Here is a 19,718-nt window from a genome sequence, read left to right on the forward strand (position 1 = left end):
CGGCTCCGGGGCGAAGGTGTGAACCGGCCCCACCTGGAGGCCTGTTGGCCCCGCAGCAGCGGACCGCGGGGCGAAGCCGAGGGCGTACGGCATCACATCAGGAGGACGTTCATGGGCAGGTTCACCAAGCGGGTCGGCAGCTTCGACTCGCCGCACTCGGTCGAGGACACGTTGGAGGTTCTCTTCAACGGCGTGGCCGAGCAGCTCAGTACCCCGTCGCCGACCGTGTCGATGCCCGGGGTGGAGGCGGCGGTCTACCTGAGCCGCTTCGACACCACCGGCGTGACAGTGACCGCGGGGAACAAGATCGACACCTATTTCACGTTCTACGTCGACCTCACGCCCACCACCAGCGGCTGCACCGGTGAGGCGTACTTCGACCGGCGGATGGGAGCGATCAACCGCTGGATGGGCAACGCCATGGGCATGACGGGCGGCCTGTCGCTGGTATTCCAGCGGTGCAGTGTGCGCACCCGCGGCTGGACAATCGCCTGACGCGGAGGAACGAAGAGCGATGAGCCAGATGAAGTGCAGGTGTGGTCAGCAACTGGAGCGGTGCTGTTCCAGGGGGTGCAGCCGCTGCACCTCGGGGCAGCGATGCCCTCGGCACGGCAAGGACTGGGCAGTCACGACAGGCGGTGGGCTGTTCAGCGCAGGCCGGTCGGGCAGCGGCGCGAAGTGCCGCAAGGACCAGGTTCCTGTCGTCAACTGCCCCTACTGCAGGGGGCAGCGGGGCAGGACCTGCAACACCTGCGGCGGTACCGGCCAGACGTGCCCGAACCATGGCCGCTTCTGGACATGACCCTGGGCAGGTCCGAGGGGACACGGCGCGGTGCGGCCCGTACCGGCCGCACCGCGCCGCTGTGCCAGCTCCACCACCGGACCCTGTGCGGACAACGCCGCCGTTTCCGGAACGTCCATCCTGACCGGCTGACATGGGACCGCCCTGCACACACAGTGTCAGGTTGCCGCCCCTTGAGCGTTGTTCAACCTGAATTCGCTGGTCGTGGGACTGGCGTGGGCGGGGGCTGAGGTACTCGTGCCGGTCGGGGGCGTGATCGACAGGGTGATCATCCGACGCATTGCCGGTTCGCCGGAATCGCGGTGCCGGGTGGGGGAGGTCCCCAACGGCGGGCCGCGGGAGCAGGACACGGTGGATGAAGAGATGGAGCAGTGCTGATGGGCTGCTCGGCTGTCCTGCCAGGACGCCCTCGCCTGGTCACGTATCCCTCAGCGTGGCTCCTCAGCACCGTCGGCGCACGCGCAGCACCAGGTCGTCGGTGTGGTGCGCGCCGGCGCCGCCGTCGGGCGCCACGCCTGGCCGTTGCTCGTCCACCTGGACCTCCCAGTCGTCGTTCAGCAGATCGGCGACCATCGACGGCCAGACGTAGTCGGCCGGGTCGAAGCCGCCCTCGTGTGCCTGCTGGGTGTCCATCCCCGCGTGGTGTACGAGCAGCAGTACGCCGCCGGGCGCGACGGCCGCGAGCAGCGCTCGCTCGGCCGCGGCGTCGGGGGTGCGCAGCAAGGCCGGGTACTGCGCGGAGACCAGGTCGAAGGAGGCCGGCGGGAGGCCTGCTTCGGATAGTGCGGCGTGTATCCAGTGAACGGTGAGGCCGGCGTCCCGGGCGTGCCCGGCCGCCCGCTCCAGCGCCACGCCCGAGACCTCGAGCGCGGTCACGTCCCAGCCGCCGCGCGCGAGCCAGAGGGCGTCCGCGCCCTCGCCACAGCCGACGTCGAGCACCCGCCCGGGTGTGAGCCCGGCGACCTCGGCCACGAGGGCGCCGTTGGGCCGGCCGCTCCACAACTGTTGTCGGTCGGCGTACCGGTCGTCCCACTCCGCCCGCACCGCGGGGTCCCCGACGTATCCGTCGGTGAACGAGGGGATGTCGGACGCGGGCGATCCCGCTGCGATGTCGTCGGTCACAGTCCCACCCTCGCCCCACCGCGTTCCGGTCGGCCACTCCCGTTGCCGATCCGGCAAACCGGCGTCAGGGCCTGGGGCTTCGGGGTGCCTGGGGTCGGCGGTCCCTGGGCGGGGACCGACCGGCCCAATCAGGGGACGCGACAGGGCCGAATGGTCCCGGCGCGGTCGGGCGGCACGGCGTTGCGGGCCGACGGTCACGGGGTGGCTCGTGCCCCGGTGAGTTCACGGCCGGTGACCACTTCGGATTCGATCCGCACGAAAACCTCGTCGTGCATCGGCATCCAGGAACTGGGGCCGCTGCGCGACAGGCGTTCGTGCTCGGCCGGGTCGGTCACCACGGCGGCCCGCCCGGTGACGACCACGCTCCAGCCGGACCGGGTGACCGGATCGAACTCGTCCCCCTCGAAGGCGACGACGAAGCCGTCGATGGCGCGCACGAGGTCGGAGGCGGCCGACGTGCACAGCAGGACGGCTGCATCGGTGTCGAGGACGAAGTTGACCGGGAGGACCGCGGGCAGCGCCTGCCGGGTGTACACCACCCGGCCGACCGGCACCTTGGCCAGCAGGCGGATGCACTCCTGCCGGTCGAGTGCGCGAAAGGCATCGTTCTGAACCATCAGTCCATAGTCAGTGCGGCAATCGAACATGAGTAGGGCCGGTCGGCCTCTTCTGCGGCCCCGACCGGCAGAGGGAGGAGCGCGGCCGTGCCGATCGGGGCCGAACCGGAGACCGTCTGCCCGGCGACAGGGCCTGATGGCCCATGCGGGGGAGAGATCGACGCGCGGACAGTGGGTGCGGGTGCGGGCCGTTCCCCAGGCCGGAGCCTGCGACTCAGAGGTGAGCCCGTATCGCCGTGCCGGCGCGCGAGGTGAGCCCATATCGCCGTGCCGGCGCGCACGGGAAGGGACGGACAGCATGGTCCAGTCGTCGACGACGGAGAGCCGCAGTTCGGTGTCGGACGGGTCGGTGCCGGGAGGAGCGTGGCTGATGCTGATGCTGGTCCTGGTCCTGGTCCTGGTCCTGGTCCTGGCCACGGCCGGATTCGGTTGGAACTTCTGGGCCAGGACCCGCTCAGCCCACTCCTTCCGCTCGGCCCCCGGTTCGAGGACACCTCGCTGCTCAGCCCTTTCCAGCGCACCGGGGTTCGCCATGCGCTGAACCGTCCGGCGCCTGCGGCGGTCTCCCATCCGCCGAAGCCCTGCGACACGACGCACCGACCGACACCCCGCACCCCCGCTCGGATCGAGCGGGGGTGCGGGGTGTCGGTGATTCAGGCTGTGCGCGTCGTCGTGACGTAGAGGGTGCCTACAGGGGAGTCACCTCGGTCGGCGCTCGTCCGTCTCCGGCTGTTCCAGATGGGAGGCGAGGACCGCGGCCTGGACCCGGCGCTGTACGCCGAGCTTGGCCAGCAGGCGGGAGATGTGGTTCTTGACGGTCTTCTCGGAGAGGTAGAGCTTCTTGCCGATCTCGCGGTTGGTGAGGCCTTCGCCGATCAGTGCCAGGATGTCCCTCTCGCGCGGGGACAGGCTCGCCAGCTCGGACGGTACGGCGGGGGCGTCGACGGGTTCGGCCCGCAGCGAGCGCATGAGACGGGCCGTGGTCGCGGGATCCAGCATCGACTGGCCCGAGGCGACCGTGCGCACCGCTGAGACGAGGTCGGAGCCCTTGATCTGCTTGAGGACGTAGCCGGAGGCACCGGCCATGATCGCGTCGAGCAGGGCCTCCTCGTCGTCGAACGAGGTCAGCATCAGACAGGCCAGCTCCGGCATCTGGTTGCGCAGCTCGCGGCAGACCGAGATGCCGTCACCGTCGGGGAGACGCACATCGAGGACGGCGACGTCGGGGCGCAGCGCCGGGCCGCGTACGAGGGCGTGTTCGACGGTGCCGGCGTCGCCGATCACCGAGATGTCCGGTTCGGAGTCGAGCAGGTCGGCCAGGCCCCGGCGGACGACCTCGTGGTCGTCCAGCAGAAACACGCGGATCGGGTTCTGCTCGGTGAAAGTGCGTGGCTCAGGCATCACGGCCCCTCGTTCCCCGGTGGAGGACGGACAGCGGGTTGTCCATGATGACGATCATCACCCGCCCGGACCGAACGCACCAGGGCCGATCGGCCCCACTCACAAGGGCCACCTGGTGATGGCGGCCGTACGGAGGGGACCGACCGGTGCCACGGAATCGGCCGCGGTCCGGCGGTCACGTGGGACGAACGCGTTCGGTGCCGCCTGTGGGCACTGGTGTCGGCTCGCCGGGGCGCGTGAGGTCGAACGTCACGTCCACGACCCCCTCGACGGCGCGCACCAGCCGCGCGGACGTCGGCACCAGCGAGGTGTCGCGGACGTGGCCGACGAGCTTCACGACGCCGTCCCGCACCTCCACGCGCACGGATGAGGCCGGTGTGGGGAAGAGGTAGGACACGATCTCGCGGCGGACCTCCTCGGTGATCTCCTCGTCGGTGCGGAGGAAGACCTTGAGCAGGTCGGCACGGGATACGACGCCTTCGAGCATCCCCACGGCATCGACCACCGGGAGCCGCTTGACCCTGGCCCGGGCCAGGGTGCGGGCCGCTTGGGCGAGCGTGGCGTCCGGGCGCACGGTGAGGGCGGGGGACGTCATGAGATCCTCGGCGGTCACCCCGCCCGCCTTCGCCAGACCGGACAGGCGGCGCAGCTGGGTGTACCTGTCGGGGTCGCTGTCGCGGAACTCCTCCTTGGGCAGGAGGTCCGCCTCGGAGACGACGCCGACGACCCGGCCCTCGCCCTCGACGACGGGCAGGGCGCTGACCTTCCGATCCTGCATGAGCCGCACGATCTCCTTGAAAGTCGCCCTGCGACCGACCGCGGCGACCGTGTGGGTCATGACATCGCTGACGATGTGCGGGGCGCCGTGCATGGCCACTCCTTCGTGCCTCTTTCCGGGCGGGGTCAGATGGTGCTGCCGGCGCCGTACGGGGCGTACAGGTCCAGCAGACGCGTCCGGGCCGAGCGCAGACGGTGCGCCAGCACCCGCCCCACCCACTGGCTGATGTCGTTGCCCAGGGTCGGGTCGTCCCGGCACATGGACCGCACGGCGACGGCGTCGAACTCGTAGGCCCGCACCGGTGTCGTCGCCTCGGCTCCCATCTGCCAGGCGTGCGGCGGGAAGAGCCAGGACCAGCCGACCAGCTCGTTGTGCCCGAGACGCTCGATGACCGCCGCGCGTCGGCCCGGAACCCGCATGTCGAGTTCGATCGTGCCGGTGCGGATGATCCAGAACCGGTCGGCGCGTCCGCCCTCCTCGAACAGACGCGTTCCCTGAGGGACGGACACGTCCCTGGCCAGGCGCATGAGCCGCTGACGGTGCTCGGCAGTCAGTGTGCGCAGCATGCTGGGGGTGGGGGGAGCGTTCATGACGTGCCTCCGCTGCCGGGTGTAGGGACTTCCCTCACCAGGGTGTTCCGGGGCGTCGGTGAGGTCCATGGGCCACCCGGTCCATCGCACGGGCCGTTCGGCACCGGCGGCGGGCTGCGGGACACCGGCTCGGTGGGTGGAGGCCGAGGCGTTGGGGCTGAACGGGCCTCTCGGTCCTGCGCTTCAGGGGCAGGGCGTACCCGCCTACTGACGGGCGAGCCACGCGCGGTACGCGGCCACGGCCGTCGGGAGCGTCGGGAAGATCCGGTTCTCGCCGACCGAGTCCGCGAGGCCGTACGCCTCCAGTTCCTCCCGTAGATCCTGCTTCACGCGGGCGAGGGCGAACACGATGTCCCGGTGGGTCAGTGCGCGCCGCAGGTCGTCGACCGCGTCGAGTGCGGTGATGTCCACCTCGACGTTGGCCTCGGTGTTGAGGACGAACCAGCGCACGGGGTCGCCCTGTTCGTCGACGGCGGCCAGGGCACGGCGCCGGAAGTTCTCCGCGTTGGCGAAGAAGAGCGGGGAGTCGTATCGGTAGACGAGGAGCCCGGGGATCGTCCGGGCCTCGGGGTAGTCGTCGACGTCGTGCATGCCGGCCACGCCCGGGACCAGTCCCTCCACGGCGTCGTGCGGGCGCGCCACCCGGGTCAGCAGCTCGGCCACCGACAGACCGACGGCCACGATCACCCCGTAGAGGATGTCCAGGGCGAGCACTCCGGCCAGGCAGCCGAGGGCCAGCAGCAGTTCCCGGCGGCGGAACGACGCCAGCCGGCGGAAGCCCGCTAGGTCGATCATGCGGACGGCGGCGTAGACGACGAGCGCGCCGAGCACGGCGGACGGGGTGCGCGTCAGCAGAGGGCTGAGCAGGAGCAGCACGGCGAGCACCGCCGCGCCGGCGACCAGCGAGTAGGCCTGGCTGTGCGCGCCCGCGGAGGAGGCGAGCGCGGTGCGGCTGGCGCTGCTGCTCACGGGAAATCCGTGCAGGACCCCGGCGCCGAGGTTGGCCGTGCCCAGGGCGAGGAATTCCTGGTCCGGGTCGAGCCCGGGACCTGGGCCGTCGCGGTCGTCGAACGCCCGGGCGGTGAGGATGAAGTCGGTGTAGGCGACGAGGAGGACCCCGAGCGCGGGCAGCACGAGATGCGGCAGCTCGCTCAGGTCCGGGACGGCGAACCCCGGCAGTCCCGACGGGACGTCGCCGATCACCTTGAGTCCGTACCGGCCGTCGAGGTCGAAGACCGATACGGCGGCGGTGCCCAGCACGACGGCCAGCAGCGGGCCGGGCACGGCACGGGCGTAGCGGGCCGTCACGAAGAGGAACACGAGTACGGCGGTGGAGAAGACGACGGTGGGCAGGTGCGCGTCCGCCAAGTGGCTTACGAAGAACCACAGTTGAGGAAAGAACTCTGCCCCGGTGGTCCGCACGCCGGTGAGCTTGGGGAGCTGGTCCGCCATCATGATGAACGCCACGCCCGCGAGATAGCCGACCAGGACGGGACGGGACAGCAGGTCTGCCAGGAAGCCCAGCCGCACCACCCGGGCCACCAGGCACAGCAGTCCGACCGTGACCGCGAGGGCCGCCGCCAGTGACGCGTAGCGCCCGGGATCCCCGGCGGCGAGCGGCGCGACCACCGTCGCCGTCATCAGGGCGGTCGTGGACTCGGGCCCGACCGACAGCAGTCGCGAGGAGCCGAACAGGGCGTAGAGCGCGAGAGCCGGGAGGATGGCCCACAGCCCGGCGACCGGCGGCAGTCCGGCCACGCCCGCGTAGGCCATGACCTGTGGCACCAGATACGCGGCCACGGTCGCGCCGGCGAGCAGGTCACCGGCCAGCCACGCACGCCGGTAGCCGAGAAGGGCCGAGGCCCCGGGTGCCCACCGACGCCACCCCGATCCGTTCCCGCCCGCCTTGAGGGCCATGTGTCACCTTTCGCCGGTCCAACGATCCGTGCGTCCACGGCATCGCGCGAGACACGGGTACACAGCATGCCCGGACGGCGGGTCGTGCCGGGACCAACGGGTCTGGCGGGCAGGGCCGTTCGGCCCCCTGGCCGCAGGCCTTCGGCACCCGGCGCCACCCGGAGCGCGGGACGAGGGTGAGGGGGGTCGGGCAACGACCGGACCGCCCCTCGAAGGGAGTCACGACCATGGCCGTGCACGAGCACCCGCACCGGAGCTACCTGCACCTGCCGTCGTTCCGCAGGAACCGGGCGGCCTTCGCACCCGGGTCCGCGGTGTCGGGACACACCGGGACGCACACCGCGCGGGTCCACGTCTTCGTGTCGCTGCGTCTGCTCACGGGGTTCGTCTTGCTGTGGGCCTTCCTCGACAGGACCTTCGGCCTCGGCCACGCCACGCAGTCGGGCAGGGGCTGGATCGAGGGCGGATCGCCCACGAAGGGCTTCCTCGGCGCCGGCGCCGTCGCCGTCGGGCCGATGGAGTCCACCTTCGGCTCCTGGGCCGGCGACACCTGGGCCGACCGGCTGTTCATGCTCGGTCTGCTCGGTCTGCTCGGTCTGCTCGGGATCGGCGTGGCCCTGGTCGCGGGCGTCGCGCTGAGGCTCGCCGCCGTAGCCGGCACCGTGATGACGGGGCTGATGCGGGTCGCCGCGTGGCCGCCCGCCCGGCACCTCTCGGACGGAGCGCCGAGCATGTCCACGAACCCGTTCGTCGACCACCACCTGATCCACGCCGTCACCCTGATCGCCCTGGCCGCTGCCTCGGTGCGCAACACCCTGGGCCTCGGCAAGGTCTGGGCCAGGCTCCCGCTCGTCCGCGACAGCCGCTGGCTGCGCTGACCACGGGAGGCGCGGCGGGCACCTCCCGCGGGGTCCGCCGCACCCAGCCGCGTGCTCGCGGGGTCCGCCACGCCGAGCCGCGCGCCCACGGGGCTCGCCGCGCCGAACCGCGCGGAGGGTCACTCGGCCGGATGCGGGACCAGTGGCCCCTGCCGAACAGCCCCCTGAGCACGACGCTGGAATCGAACTCCTCTCCCCCTGGAGGTGAGCAGCGTGCGGGGAGCGGCCAGAGTGCGGGTGGCCGCGAGACGATCGCCTCGCTCGTCTCGCGGACCTACTGGAAGAGGCGGTGTTCGGAACCTGCGCTGTTCGTCGCGACGACTGAACCGGTCGGCCGGCTCTCCGCCTGCCTGTGTGTGGGGCGGCCGTCGGTGGTTGCGTGAGCGTTGCAGTGCGGCGCGCCGGGCGAGGCTCAGAACATGGTGTTGTCGTTCCTGGAGGTGGGTGGGATCACCTGGAGGACGTCCCAGTGTTCGACGATCTTGCCGTCTGCGTCGAAACGGAAGATGTCGATGCCGGCGTACTCCTCGTCGGGCCAGGTCTGGTGGCAGTGCAGGATCACGTGGTCGCCTTCGGCGAAGGCGCGCTTGACCTCCACGCGCTTGCCCGGGTACTCGGCGGCCATGCGCTCGAAGTAGTCGATGAACGCCTTTTTGCCGTCGCCGACATGCGGATTGTGTTGGATGTAGGTGTCGCCGGCGTGCTGGGCGATGGCCTCTGCGGGGCGGCACTGGTTGAACATCAGGTCGTAGAACGCCTGAGCCGTTGCCTTGTTCTTCTCCGGGTCGCTCATGGTGCCACCGTAGGGTCGGGTGCCGGGTGCGGCACGGTGAGGGCGTCGATCAGGTCGTCGGCCCCGACCGGGACGGACAGGGTCCGGCCGACGAGGTCGGCGGGGGTTTCGGGGTGGGTGGGGTTGACGCGTACGAGGCGTGCGTTGGGGATCTGGCGGGTGAGCTGTTCGCCCGGCCACCGGATGACGCCAGGGGTGTTGAAACCGGCGCCGAATTCGAGGATGAGCAGGCGGGCGCCGGCGGGGGCGGTCGTCAGCCAGTCCTGGAGTCGGCGGCCCGCGGAGAGATAGCGGCCGTCGACGAACTCGGGACCGATGCGGACGTTGATCTCGACCTCGCCGCCGCAGTTCGGGCAGCTGGGCAGGGGGCCGGTGACGGCGCCGGTGGCCGGGTCGTACGCGGCGAGGAGCTGTGCGACGAGGGGGCGGCTGTCGAAGGTGGCCGGGGTGCAGGGGGTGGTGCACTGGTAGCGGCCGTAGTCGCCCTGCGGGGTGAAGACTCGGTCGGGGGCGAAGCCGCCCCGGGCGAAGAGGGCGTCCACGTTGGACGTCATCACCCAGTGGTCCTTGTCGCCGACCAGTGAACTCAGCCGCTGGTAGAGGGGGTTGGGGTCCGGGGAGAAGCGGATGTCGTCGATGTGTACGGCCCAGTAGCCCCACCACAGCTCGGGCGGCAGCGGTACGCCGACGAGGTAGCGGGAGCGCAGGCCGAGGCGGTGCAGGGCGGGGAAGAGTTCCCGGAAGCGGTCCTCGTCGCCGTAGTCGTATCCGGCGGCGGCGCTGAGTCCGGCCCCGGCGGTGATCAGGACCCGGTCGGCCTCGCCGAGCCAGGTGCGCAGTGTTCCGGCGGCGGCTTCCAGGTCGAAGGCGGACTCGTTCATCGGGGCTGGGTTCCTTCGGTCAGTGCCTGGAGGTAGGCGGCGCGGTCGTCGTCCGCGTACACGTTGAAGATCACGCGGTCGAGCCGTCCGGGATGCAGGTCGAGCCACTCGGCCACGGAGTCCAGGGCGATGCGGGCGGCGGGCGCCTTGGGGTAGCCGAAGACGCCGGTGCTGATGCCGCAGAACGTGAGGCTGCGGATGCCGCCCGCTTCGGCGGCGAGGTCGAGGCAGGCACGGTAGGAGGCGGCCAGCGCCTGCTGGTGCTCCGAGAGCACGGGGCCGTCGACGATCGGGCCGACGGTGTGCAGGACGTAGCGGGCCGGCAGGTGGTAGCCGCGGGTGATCTTGGCTGTGCCGGTCGGCTCCGGGTGTCCCTGCAGGGACATGATCGTGTGGCAGTCGGTGCGCAGGCGGGGGCCGGCCGCGGCGTGCAGGGCGTTGTCGATGCACGGGTGCATCGGTGCGAAGCAGCCGAGCAGGGCGCTGTTGGCGGCGTTGACGACGGCGTCCGCGCCGAGGGTGGTGATGTCGCCCTGCCACAGCACCGTACGGTCGGCGGCCCGGTAGGCGGCGTGGGGAAGCGTGTCGCGGACGGTGGGCAGCGAGGCTGCGTCGGTGGTGTCGCGTGCCAGGCGTTCGCCGGCCAGGAGCGCGTCCAGGACGCGGGCGGCCCGGGTGGGCAGTGGGTCCGGTTGCCGGACCGTCAGCACGGCGCGCAGGAGCCGGCGGGCAGCGGCATCGTCGATCCGGTCCGCTGCTCCGGGTCGTGGCCGGCGTCGGGCCCGAACGGCTCGTCCAAGGCGATGGCGGCGCGGTAGGCAGGCAGTGGCAGCGCGGCCGGGGCCGGGGGCAGGGTCGGGGTAGGGCACACGGTGGTCCTCCGGGCAGTGGGCACGTGACAGGTCGAAGGGGATGGGTTCGCCGAACGGCACGCCGCCGCGCCCCCACTCCCGGGTCGGTGAAGGCACGGCGGCGGGTGAGGGCTCTCAGACGGGTTCGAGGGTTCCGGTGTGCAGTTCGGCGACGCGGCCGTCGCCCGTCTCGTAGGTCCAGAAGGCGTGGACCGTCAGGGCGTCGAGGTTCAGGAGGTGGGTGACCGTCATGCCGGACTTCTCGACCCAGCCGACCATGAACAGGCCGGGGGCCACTTCGGCGGGGTGGAGGGTGACGGTCTCCTCGGAGCCCTTGGTCGGGCCCTCGACGGTCTCGTAGTGGAGCGTGGTGCCGTCGGCCGCGTAGGTGTTGCGGAAGACGTCCCCGTTGTCGACGCGGAAGACGAAGGTCTTCCCTGCGTAGGTGAGCTCACTCATCGCGTTCTTCTCCGTGCTGGCGGTGTGCGGCTCTAGAACAGGCCGTTGCCGTGGGGCAGCTCGGCCGGGATCGGGGCGATGACGTCCCAGTGCTCGACGATCTTGCCGCCCTGGACGCGGAAGAGGTCGTAGTACGCGACGGCTACGCCGAACTCGCCCTCGGACTGGAGCAGTACGAAGTCGCCCTCGGCGATGACCCTGTGGATCGTCTTGTAGACGAGGTTCTTGCCCTGCTCGGCCCACTTTCCGGCGGCGGCGCCGAAGCCGTCGAGGCCGTCGGCGGCCTCCGGGTTGTGCTGGTGGTACGTCTCGGTGGAGATGTAGTCGGTGAGCACCGAGTAGTCGGCGCCGACCAGGACCTTCTGCGAGAACTCGGCGACCAGGGCCCGGTTGGCCTCGGTCTCCCCGGGCGCGGCGACCTCGGTGGGGCCGTCGGTCTGCGAGCGCCCGGAGGCGGTGTCGGCGACCAGCGGGGTCAGGGCGTCCCAGTGCTCGGCGAGCTTGCCGTCGGCGTCGACGCGGAACACGTCGAAGGCGATCAGCGGGTCGGGGCCGAAGCCGTGGTACGTGCCGTGCAGGGCGACCAGGTCGCCGTCGGCGATCACCCGGGCGCCCTCGTAGCGGAAGCCTTCCGGCAGGCCGGCGACCAGCTGGCGCAGGGCCTCGGGGCCGTCGGCGGCCAGGGTGCTGTGCTGGGTGTAGTCAGCGGCGACCCAGCGGTCCACCGCGCTCGGGTCCTTGTCGCCGAACAGTTCGCCGGCGGCGCTCAGGACGGTGTTCTTGGCGTTGCTCATGACGGTTCTCCCTGTGAGGGCAGGTCGTGGATGGGGACTTGGGGGACGGTCGTGGTCAGCCGCTGGTCGAGTGCGGAGGTCAGGGAAGCGGCTGTGGAGCCCGCGCCACCCATCTGGTCGGCGCCGTGCGCGGTGTCCAGCAGCAGAGTCGGATAGGAGCGGACGCGCAGGCGGCGCAGCGCACGGAAGTCGGCGCGGGCCTTCACCCGGCCGGCCGGGGCGCTGTACGCCGCAGTCACGGCGTCCGCGTCCAGGCCGAGTTCGCCGGCTATGTCCCGGTAGACCTCGGCGTCGGACAGGCTGCGGCCGTCGACGAACCACGCCCGCTGCATGGCCTCGGCCGCGTCCAGTTCGCTGATTCCGGGCTGGTCGCGCAGCGCTGCCAGCCCCGCCGCCGAGGCGGCGGAGTCGAGCACGGTCGTCCCCCGCGACAAAGCACGGTCGTGGCCCGTGCCGAAGGCGACCCCGGTCAGCCGCGCGATGTTGCCGCGTTCGGCCGACAGGTGCGGATAGGCGGACACCGGCAGCGCCCGGGCACCGGTGTAGAGGCCGGCCGAGACGACGCCGATCCGGATGCGGTGAGCGTTGTCCTCGGCGAAGGCCCGCAGGGTGGGGCCGAAGCCGTAGCACCAGGCGCAGTACGCGTCGAAGGCGTATGTCAGGGAGGCCCGTTCCGCCGAAGACATCACATGCCTCCTCTCTTACTGCTCGCTTACTGCTTTCCGACATCGATTGATGCCGGACGGGCTGGCATCTCCAAATTAAGGTGGTTGAACAGGTTGAATCAGATACGCTGGCGACCAGTGATGGTCAAAAACCGACATGATCTCGACCGGGGCATCCGGGAGGTCTCCTTCGCGGCACCCGTCGGCACCCCCGTCGGCGTCGAAGTGCTGTCCCTGGCCGACCTGCGCCACCGCGTACCCGGCGAGCGGCTCTCGGCCCCCCAGCGCCCGGACTTCCACCACCTGGTCACCCTCACCGGCGGAACCCTGTGGCACACGGTCGACTTCACCGCCTACGCCCTCGAACCCGGCTCATGGCTGTGGGTTCGCCCCGGGCAGGTTCAGCAGTGGGGCGACCTCACCCAAGCCGAGGGCACCCTGATCCTGTTCCGCCAGGATGTCCTCGACCCGGCCACCACTGCCGGCGCCCGCACAGAGGACCCGCACGCGCCGATCGTGCGCAGGCCCCTGCCCGAGGACGCCCAGGTCCTGCGACTGGCCGCCGACCATCTCGCCGCCGAGTTCCACGCCCTGGGACGCCTGCCCCTGGAGATCCACACCACGGCGCTGCGCCACCTTCTTGCCGTCCTCGTCCTGCGACTGGCCCACCTCACCGGGCCTGTCGGCAGCCCCGCCCCCGACCCCGACGCCACCTACCTGCGCTTCCGTGACGCGGTGGAAAAGGACTTCGCCCGCACCCGCCGGGTCGAGGACTACGCCGAAGTGCTCGGCTACTCGGCCCGCACCCTCGCGCGCGCCACCCTCGCCTCGGCCGGCCTCGGCGCCAAGGAGTTCATCGACCGCCGTGTCGTCCTCGAAGCCAAGCGCCTTCTGGCCCACAGCGATCAGAGTGCCGCCCGAATCGCCGACCGTCTCGGCTTCTCCAGCGCCACCCATTTCAGCAAGTACTTCCATCAGCGCACCGGCCAGACCCCGATCACCTTCCGCGACACGGTCCGCGGGCACACCCCGAGGTGAGACATCCGTTCCGCCGTACTCGCCGTTCTCGACACCGATGCGCTGCCGACCCACGCCTGCCGGCTGCAGGGGACGGACACCGGAGCTGCAGGCCGGCGGCTGTCGATGCCCTGCCCAACGGCCCACGCCGGCCGACGCTGCGGCCAAGGTTCTGCGAACCACGCAGTGGGGGAAACGGCTCTGTGCCGGTCGCAGGCGTGGGCGACGTGACCGGGGCGAGGCAGCCGTTGTGACGGTCGGCCGAGCGCGCAGGCGAGGGGGCCGGTGGCGCACGGCCGACCGGACCTGGGCGCTGTCGCGGATCAAGTCACGGTTCACCGACCCCGACCACCTGATGCAACCCCTTCGGCAGGGCCTCCGCCAGATCCAGTACCGCAGCAACGGCAGGGACGGCTGTCACGCCGGAACCGGCCTCACCATGACGCCGTGGCCGGGCGGAGTCAGTAACCACAGCCGCGCGCACGTGAGTCAAGCGTCCTGGATGACGGACCCACATCTCTTGGGCCGGGCACCTGCCCACCGCTATCCTGGCGGGCGAACCCGCAGGTGAAGAGAGGAGAGCGAGTGCCCCGCATGGCGGCGAGCGACCGGAGGGCCGAGCTCCTCGAAGCGGCGATCCGGGTCATGACACGGGACGGCGTGGCCAAGGCCACCACCCGCGCGATCGTGAATGAGGCCGGCATGCCCCTCGGGGTGTTCCACTACTGCTTCGACTCCAGGGAGCAGTTGCTCGAAGTCGTCACGCAGACGCTCACCGAGCGGTACGTCACGGAGGCCCGCGGCCTGTTCACGCCGCACCGGGAGATCCGCGACAGCATCCTCGACAGCCTGCACGCGTTCTGGAAAGGGTTCGAGGCGAACCCGCGGGAACACCAGATCAGTTACGAGCTCACGCAGTACGCGCTGCGCAATCCCGGCTTCGAGAACGTGGCCAGACGGCAGTACGAGATCTTCCTGAGCGCGTTCGCCTCCCTCCTCGAACTGGCCGCCGACAATGCCGGGATCGAGTGGACGGTGCCTGTACCGGTGCTCGCGCGGTACCTGCAGTCGACCATCGACGGCCTCAACATCACCTGGCTCGTCGACCGCAACAGCGATGACAGCCGGGCGGCCCTCGAACTGCTTGCCGATCACCTCCTCCAGCACACCCGGCCCCGGGAGGCCTGAGCCCAGCGACCGCAGCCTGACCTGCACGGTCCACCTGCGCAAGGTCACCTCCTCCATGGGACGGCGGGGCGTCGGGAACCCGCCGCCGGCCACGCGGCGGACGACGGCCGGCCGCCCCGCAGCGCCGTCTGCCCGCGGGACCCCCGTGCAGTCAAGTCGGGCGGCGGTGAGGATCTCGCACTCCCGCCGCCGCGTGGGCGGCTTCGTCGCGTATCGGGCCAAAGGCTCTGTCAGTAGGCCAGTTTCCGCAGTATCAGGGAGGCGAGAGGCGTCGGCAGCGTACGCAGGGTGCGGACCAGGGTGGCTGTGGGCCAGGGGAAGTGCGCCTGGGCCGGTTCCTTCTCCAGGGCGCGTATGACATGCCGTGCGCCGCGTTCCTCGCTGATCTCGAACGGTTTGGGCAGTCCGTCCTCGCTGATGCGTGTTGTGGCCACGAAGCCCGGATGGATGTTGGTGAACCGGATTCCTCGGGGTTCGAGTTCGACACGCGCCGCGTCCAGGAGGGTGCGTGCGGCGGCCTTGGCGGCCGAGTACGGGCCCTGGCGAGGAATGCCCATGAGTCCCGCGAGGGAGTTCGTGTGGGCGATGAGGCCGCCGTCGCGCTGCCGCAGCATCTGTTCGGTCAGCGGAATGAGGTAGTTGACGACGACGTCGTAGTTCAACGCCATCATGCGTGAGACGTCGGCGACGGATACCTGGTCCATGGGCATGTCCGGTCCGTCACCGGCGTTGAGCAGCGCGATGTCGACGGATCCGAACTCCACGGTGGCGGCCGTCACCACGTCGGCCGCCGCCCGTGGGTCGAGGGCGTCGGCGGGGATGTCAAGGCAGCTGCTGCCGGCGGCCCGTACCTGCTCCGCGATGCCGGCCAGTTCGGGGGCGCGCCGGGCCGTGACGACCAACCGGTTGTTGCCGGGAGCGAGTTGGCGCGCCACTTCCGCGCCGATACCCGAGGACGCGCCGACGATGAGAATCGTACGATCGGTGATCTTTGCCATGGTTTTCCTGTTCTCGAAGGTACGGCGAGCGGCGCGGGACGCGGGAGAAGGGGAAGAGGGCCGGGGGCCCACGGGTCCGTGGTCAGGACGGCAGTACGTACGCCTCGATCCGTGAAGCGTTGAGTCCCGCGCGCGAGGCGGGTCGTCGGTCGCTTATGGTCGCTGCGTAAAGGGTGTCGCCCTTGGGGCCCGCGACCAGGCAGCTGAGCGTGCGCTGGCTGGTCGCGACGCGGTCCAGGATGGTGCCGCCGGGGCCGACCCGGACGCATTCGCCGCGCAGCGCGTTGGCGACCCAGACTGTACCGCCCTTGCCCGGGGCGATGCCGTCGGATGCGATGGGGCTGCTGGAGCGGTCGGCGATGGCCTGGTGATCGAGCAGGGCCGGGACCCGCCGCGTGATGCTGCCGACGATTCCCGGGGCGGTGACCGCCTTCCACAGCCAGGGCTCGATCAAGGGGGCCCAGGGGCGCGGCGGGCCCAGTCGGCCGTCCGCCAGTACCGGCAGCGCCACGAGCCTCATCGCCAGCGTCTCGGCGACCGGCATCGTGCGGCCGTCGTCGATGGGGAAGTGGCCGTTGGCGAACGCCAACGGCTCGCTCAGGCCGATGAGTTCACCCTCGGGGGAGAAGCAGGCGATCGGCGTGCGGGGCGGCCCGGGCGGCGCGTAGAGCATGGCATTGGGGTGTCGCTCGATGAGGGCGTGATAGTCGAACCCGAAGTTGCCCACGTAGGCGCGGCCCTCCTGGTCGACGTACATGTCGTTGACGAGGCCCTTGTAGGACAGAATGTGCCGGTACGAGGGGTAGTCCGCGAAATGGTCAGGCATCGGCCGGCCACCGAAAGCCGAGAGCGTCTTGCTCGAATCGAAATGGGCCGACTCGTACATCGGACTTCCGGGGCTGTCGATATCCCACACCGCCGAGCGCCGTATGCCGCTCAAGATGCGTATAGGGCAGCTGCCGCTCTGTCGGCGCCCTGGCGACTGCCAACCCAGCAGGTCCCGCCCCGACCACGCACGTGTCAGGGGAAGTACTGCTCACGATTCTTCCTCCCTTCATACCAGGATTTGCCGGCGCTGAGAGGAATCTATTCATCCAACGCTCAGAGGACACTGACCAGCGCGGCCACGGAGGGGGCCTCTGCGGCCACGGGGTCGGGTTAAGCGGTTGTCGCCGGGCACGAATGCACAGGGCCAACTCGCCGCCCTGCTCTGACAGAAGGCGAGCGTGAAGTTCTGGGACCGCACCGACGCACACGGGCACCTGGAAACTCGCGTAGTGCAGGCCCTGACCATCACCGACCTCGGCGTCGGCTTCCCCCACGCGGTCCAGGTCGCGAAGATCGTCCGGCACCGCCCCCCACGCAAGACCGGCAAGCACAGCCGCGAGACGGTCTACGTCATCACGGACCTGACCAGCCGTGAAGCCACCTTCGACCGCATCACGAAGATCGTCCGCTCGCAGTGGATCATCGAGAACCGGCTCCACCTGTCCGCGACTCCACCTTCGCTGAGGACGCCTCCACGGTCCGTACCGGACACGGCCCCGACAACATGGCCAACCTCCGCAGCTTCGCCATCAACACACTGCGAGCCGCCGGCCACACGAATATCGCGGCCGGCCTCCGCGAGATGTCCTACGACAGCTTCCGTCGACCACTGGACCTCCTCGGCCTATCCCGACCAGCACTCACGCAGGATCAAAAGACGTTGCAACAACCCTGGCGGACGGCCGACTCATGGCGCCATGGTGCGAGAGTGATGCTGGACTCGCGGACGTAGCCGGCGGCCCGGTGGACGTGATTCTCTTGTCCGCCCTCCGCCCTCCGCCCTCCGCCCTCCGCCCTCCGCCCTCCGCCCTCCGTGCGTGGACAGTCCCCGCCCTGGGGGAGGGGTTGGGCGATGCGGTCAACCTAGATCGAAGAGATTCGGCAGGCGGAGGAGGTAACGGGTGCGGTCGTGGCGTTTGAGTGCCTCGAACTCGGGAGCTCGATACAGGGGGGTGATGGTGCATCGTTCGGCGGCCGAACCGATCTCGTCCAGCAGGGCGTTGACGGCCTGCCGGGCTGAGGTGTTGGCGCCTTCCATGGTGGCCAGATCGATGGGCACGGCCACATAGTCGCCGGACAGGAAGAGGTTGGGGATCTTCGTGGCCGACCGTGGTCGGTGGTGAAAGGTTCCCGTCGGGTGGATGAGCAGCTGTTCCTCGTTGACCGGGTTCGCAGTGCCGAGTCCGGACACGGCCGGATCGAGGAACCAGGAGTGCAGCACGGAGTCCTTGAGTACCGTACGGCCGCTGTCGTTGAGCGCCGCCTTCAACTGCGCCCACACTTCGCGGGCGACTTCGGCGCGGGTGCACTGCTTGGCCGTCTTGCCGTACAGGATGCCCGGCCGATCCCACTCGGAGACGTCGACGGACAGGCAGTCCCTGACCGTGCCGTCACCGAAATCGGCAGGGAAGTCGTGGCCCGGCCAGTGCTGGGCCTGGGCGATCGCGGTCAGTGACCAGGGAGAGTCGATGAGGTCGAGATGGCCGTGCAGGATCGGCGTACGTTCGGTCAGATAGAACTGGATGCCGGTCATCCAGTCCGTCTCCAACCGGTCGCACTCGGCCAGTTGGGGATCGGCGGCACGCACGGAGGAGTTCCAGGTGCGGCGGGCGTGTTCGACCGGCATGGCCGAGATGTAGTGGTCGGCGGTGACGGTCCGGCGGGCACCCCCAGGATCCTCGATGACCACTGCGGCGATCCGGCCCGCGTCCAGGGTCAGGTCCCGTACGGTCCAGCCGATGCGGAACTCGACCCCGAGTGACTTCAGGCAGGTCACCCAGGGGTCGATCCAGGCCTCGTTGGTGGGGGCGTTGAGGATCCGGTCCAGTGGTCCGTCCGCGCCCCGCCCCAGGAGGTTGAAGGCGAACGCCTCCAGGAGCGTGCCGACCGTACGGGTGCTGGCGTTCTCCGCCTTGGTGGCCACGATGTTGCGGGTGATGCCGACGGCGAGGATCCGTTGGTAGTCGTACGACATCCGCCCGGCCCGTACGAACTCCCACCACGGAGTCCGCTCCCAGGTGTCGTCGCGACGTTCGTCGCAGCTGGTGAGGAAGACCAGGAAACGGTTGGCGAAGTAGAGGGCCTCGTGGAGGGGGAGGTTGAAGGCGGTGTCCAGGACGGAGATGAGGGCCCGGCGGATTTCGTCGGGGGTGAGCTCGGCCGGGGTGCTGTCGGGCCAGGGAAGCGGGATCCGGATGTCCTCACGGCCGCCCGAGCGGGCGAACAGCATCTCCTTGGGGGCGACGAGGTTGTCGTGGACGCCGTTGGGATTGCCGGGGAAGGGGATGCGCCGCATGGTGTCGGGCAGGTTGTGATAGATCCCCGGGATGAAGCGGAAGCCGTGCTCTCCGGGCAGGGCATCGCGCCCGCCCGTGCCGCTGTCCGGCACGTCCATGCTGCGGGCCTTGCCGCCAAGCGCCTTACGTTCGTAGACCGTGACCCGGAAGCCGCGTTCGGCGAGCTCGTGCGCCGCCGTGAGCCCGGCGACGCCCCCGCCCAGTACGGCCACGGTTTGTGGGGCGGCGTCGCTCCGGGCCGCGGCCTGCTGGGGTGTTCCGAGAGCGACTCCGCCGCCGGCGGCCGCGGCCGTACTCAGGAACCCTCTGCGTGTGGTGCCGCTCATCGCCACCCCATACCGTCGGTAACCGTTGGCGCACGAGGATAGGAGCGACACACCGATCTCGGAAGGCGACCGACGGAGCGTAGGTCACTTTGGCTTGATGCCGCATCACCTCGACGTCACCCGACGGCGTGCGGCGAAGGCATTTCTGGTCCGATCTGGTCCGACCGGGGCCGGTCGCGTGCCGGAAGGCGGGGAAGTTTCTCGGTGGACCGGATTCCATCCGCTACACGATCTTGGAGAAGCAGGACCGCAAGGCTGCACGCCTGCGCCGGGGTTCACGCGACGGACGGCCGCCGG

At 70.4% G+C, this 19,718-nt stretch carries 20 protein-coding genes and 1 pseudogene; 5 read left to right on the plus strand and 16 right to left on the minus strand.

Going from position 1 to position 19,718, the window contains the following annotated elements; genetic code table 11:
• Positions 1–111 precede the first annotated feature (111 nt).
• Positions 112–495 (plus strand): hypothetical protein, encoded by a 384-nt coding sequence (locus tag OG858_RS45200; RefSeq protein ID WP_328543786.1) that lies wholly within the window; start codon positions 112–114, stop codon positions 493–495.
• Between the two features lie 748 nt (positions 496–1,243).
• Here the strand turns inward: OG858_RS45200 and OG858_RS45205 are convergent.
• Together OG858_RS45205 and OG858_RS45210 are read right to left on the minus strand one after the other, a co-directional pair.
• Positions 1,244–1,924, minus strand: a complete 681-nt coding sequence (locus OG858_RS45205; RefSeq protein WP_328543785.1) for a class I SAM-dependent methyltransferase — start codon at positions 1,922–1,924, stop codon at positions 1,244–1,246.
• A 194-nt stretch (positions 1,925–2,118) separates the two neighbouring features.
• Entirely contained in the window at positions 2,119–2,541 is a 423-nt protein-coding gene (locus tag OG858_RS45210; RefSeq protein ID WP_086749304.1) for a pyridoxamine 5'-phosphate oxidase family protein, read from the minus strand.
• Positions 2,542–2,839: 298 nt separating this feature from the next.
• Between OG858_RS45210 and OG858_RS45215 the strand changes: the two genes are divergently transcribed.
• Positions 2,840–3,082, plus strand: coding sequence for a hypothetical protein (locus OG858_RS45215; protein ID WP_328543784.1), 243 nt, complete (start codon positions 2,840–2,842; stop codon positions 3,080–3,082).
• Between the two features lie 158 nt (positions 3,083–3,240).
• Here the strand turns inward: OG858_RS45215 and OG858_RS45220 are convergent, their stop codons facing one another.
• The 4 genes from OG858_RS45220 to OG858_RS45235 all read right to left on the minus strand — a co-directional run bounded on the left by OG858_RS45220 (position 3,241) and on the right by OG858_RS45235 (position 7,227).
• Positions 3,241–3,942, minus strand: coding sequence for a response regulator (locus OG858_RS45220; protein ID WP_086748559.1), 702 nt, complete (start codon positions 3,940–3,942; stop codon positions 3,241–3,243).
• Between the two features lie 175 nt (positions 3,943–4,117).
• Positions 4,118–4,813: a CBS domain-containing protein gene (locus tag OG858_RS45225; RefSeq protein ID WP_319267283.1), complete on the minus strand. Its 696-nt coding sequence runs from the start codon at positions 4,811–4,813 to the stop codon at positions 4,118–4,120.
• 32 nt (positions 4,814–4,845) lie between these two features.
• A complete protein-coding gene (locus OG858_RS45230; protein WP_319267282.1) occupies positions 4,846–5,310 on the minus strand; it encodes a Crp/Fnr family transcriptional regulator in 465 nt (154 codons plus the stop codon).
• 204 nt (positions 5,311–5,514) lie between these two features.
• Positions 5,515–7,227 (minus strand): SulP family inorganic anion transporter, encoded by a 1,713-nt coding sequence (locus OG858_RS45235; protein WP_319267280.1) that lies wholly within the window; start codon positions 7,225–7,227, stop codon positions 5,515–5,517.
• A gap of 227 nt (positions 7,228–7,454) precedes the next feature.
• Here OG858_RS45235 and OG858_RS45240 point away from each other — a divergent pair, with 227 nt between their 5' ends.
• Complete coding sequence (locus tag OG858_RS45240) at positions 7,455–8,105, plus strand: hypothetical protein (RefSeq protein WP_328543783.1); 651 nt, start codon at positions 7,455–7,457, stop codon at positions 8,103–8,105.
• 412 nt (positions 8,106–8,517) lie between these two features.
• On the opposite strand, the gene OG858_RS45245 is transcribed toward OG858_RS45240, so the two are convergent.
• The 7 genes from OG858_RS45245 to OG858_RS45275 form a co-directional block, all read right to left on the minus strand.
• Entirely contained in the window at positions 8,518–8,898 is a 381-nt protein-coding gene (locus OG858_RS45245) for a nuclear transport factor 2 family protein (protein WP_327725909.1), read from the minus strand.
• Positions 8,895–9,779, minus strand: coding sequence for an SIR2 family NAD-dependent protein deacylase (locus OG858_RS45250; RefSeq protein WP_327745671.1), 885 nt, complete (start codon positions 9,777–9,779; stop codon positions 8,895–8,897). Before OG858_RS45250 ends, OG858_RS45245 begins: the two co-directional genes overlap by 4 nt.
• Complete coding sequence (locus OG858_RS45255; protein WP_328543782.1) at positions 9,776–10,489, minus strand: macro domain-containing protein; 714 nt, start codon at positions 10,487–10,489, stop codon at positions 9,776–9,778. Before OG858_RS45255 ends, OG858_RS45250 begins: the two co-directional genes overlap by 4 nt.
• Complete coding sequence (locus OG858_RS45260; protein ID WP_328543781.1) at positions 10,483–10,650, minus strand: hypothetical protein; 168 nt, start codon at positions 10,648–10,650, stop codon at positions 10,483–10,485. The genes OG858_RS45255 and OG858_RS45260 overlap by 7 nt, the downstream gene beginning before the upstream one ends.
• A gap of 115 nt (positions 10,651–10,765) precedes the next feature.
• Positions 10,766–11,089: a MoaF-related domain-containing protein gene (locus tag OG858_RS45265; RefSeq protein ID WP_328543780.1), complete on the minus strand. Its 324-nt coding sequence runs from the start codon at positions 11,087–11,089 to the stop codon at positions 10,766–10,768.
• A 32-nt stretch (positions 11,090–11,121) separates the two neighbouring features.
• Positions 11,122–11,883 (minus strand): nuclear transport factor 2 family protein, encoded by a 762-nt coding sequence (locus OG858_RS45270; RefSeq protein WP_328543779.1) that lies wholly within the window; start codon positions 11,881–11,883, stop codon positions 11,122–11,124.
• Entirely contained in the window at positions 11,880–12,569 is a 690-nt protein-coding gene (locus tag OG858_RS45275) for a DsbA family protein (protein ID WP_319267272.1), read from the minus strand. Before OG858_RS45275 ends, OG858_RS45270 begins: the two co-directional genes overlap by 4 nt.
• Before the next feature lie 120 nt (positions 12,570–12,689).
• On the opposite strand from OG858_RS45275, the gene OG858_RS45280 reads away from it, so the two are divergent.
• Both OG858_RS45280 and OG858_RS45285 read left to right on the plus strand, forming a co-directional pair.
• Positions 12,690–13,586: a helix-turn-helix transcriptional regulator gene (locus OG858_RS45280; RefSeq protein WP_086753359.1), complete on the plus strand. Its 897-nt coding sequence runs from the start codon at positions 12,690–12,692 to the stop codon at positions 13,584–13,586.
• Positions 13,587–14,159: 573 nt separating this feature from the next.
• A complete protein-coding gene (locus tag OG858_RS45285) occupies positions 14,160–14,753 on the plus strand; it encodes a TetR/AcrR family transcriptional regulator (RefSeq protein ID WP_319318520.1) in 594 nt (197 codons plus the stop codon).
• A gap of 230 nt (positions 14,754–14,983) precedes the next feature.
• Here the strand turns inward: OG858_RS45285 and OG858_RS45290 are convergent, their stop codons facing one another.
• The 3 genes and pseudogenes from OG858_RS45290 to OG858_RS45305 all read right to left on the minus strand — a co-directional run bounded on the left by OG858_RS45290 (position 14,984) and on the right by OG858_RS45305 (position 19,421).
• Complete coding sequence (locus OG858_RS45290; protein ID WP_319267270.1) at positions 14,984–15,751, minus strand: SDR family NAD(P)-dependent oxidoreductase; 768 nt, start codon at positions 15,749–15,751, stop codon at positions 14,984–14,986.
• 751 nt (positions 15,752–16,502) lie between these two features.
• Positions 16,503–16,809: pseudogene (locus tag OG858_RS45300) on the minus strand (NAD(P)-binding protein); the annotation flags it as partial.
• Positions 16,810–17,657: 848 nt separating this feature from the next.
• A complete protein-coding gene (locus tag OG858_RS45305) occupies positions 17,658–19,421 on the minus strand; it encodes a hydroxysqualene dehydroxylase (RefSeq protein WP_327745675.1) in 1,764 nt (587 codons plus the stop codon).
• Between the last annotated feature and the right edge of the window lie 297 nt (positions 19,422–19,718).

The organism is Streptomyces europaeiscabiei (genome assembly GCF_036346855.1).
Classification (GTDB): domain Bacteria; phylum Actinomycetota; class Actinomycetes; order Streptomycetales; family Streptomycetaceae; genus Streptomyces; species Streptomyces europaeiscabiei.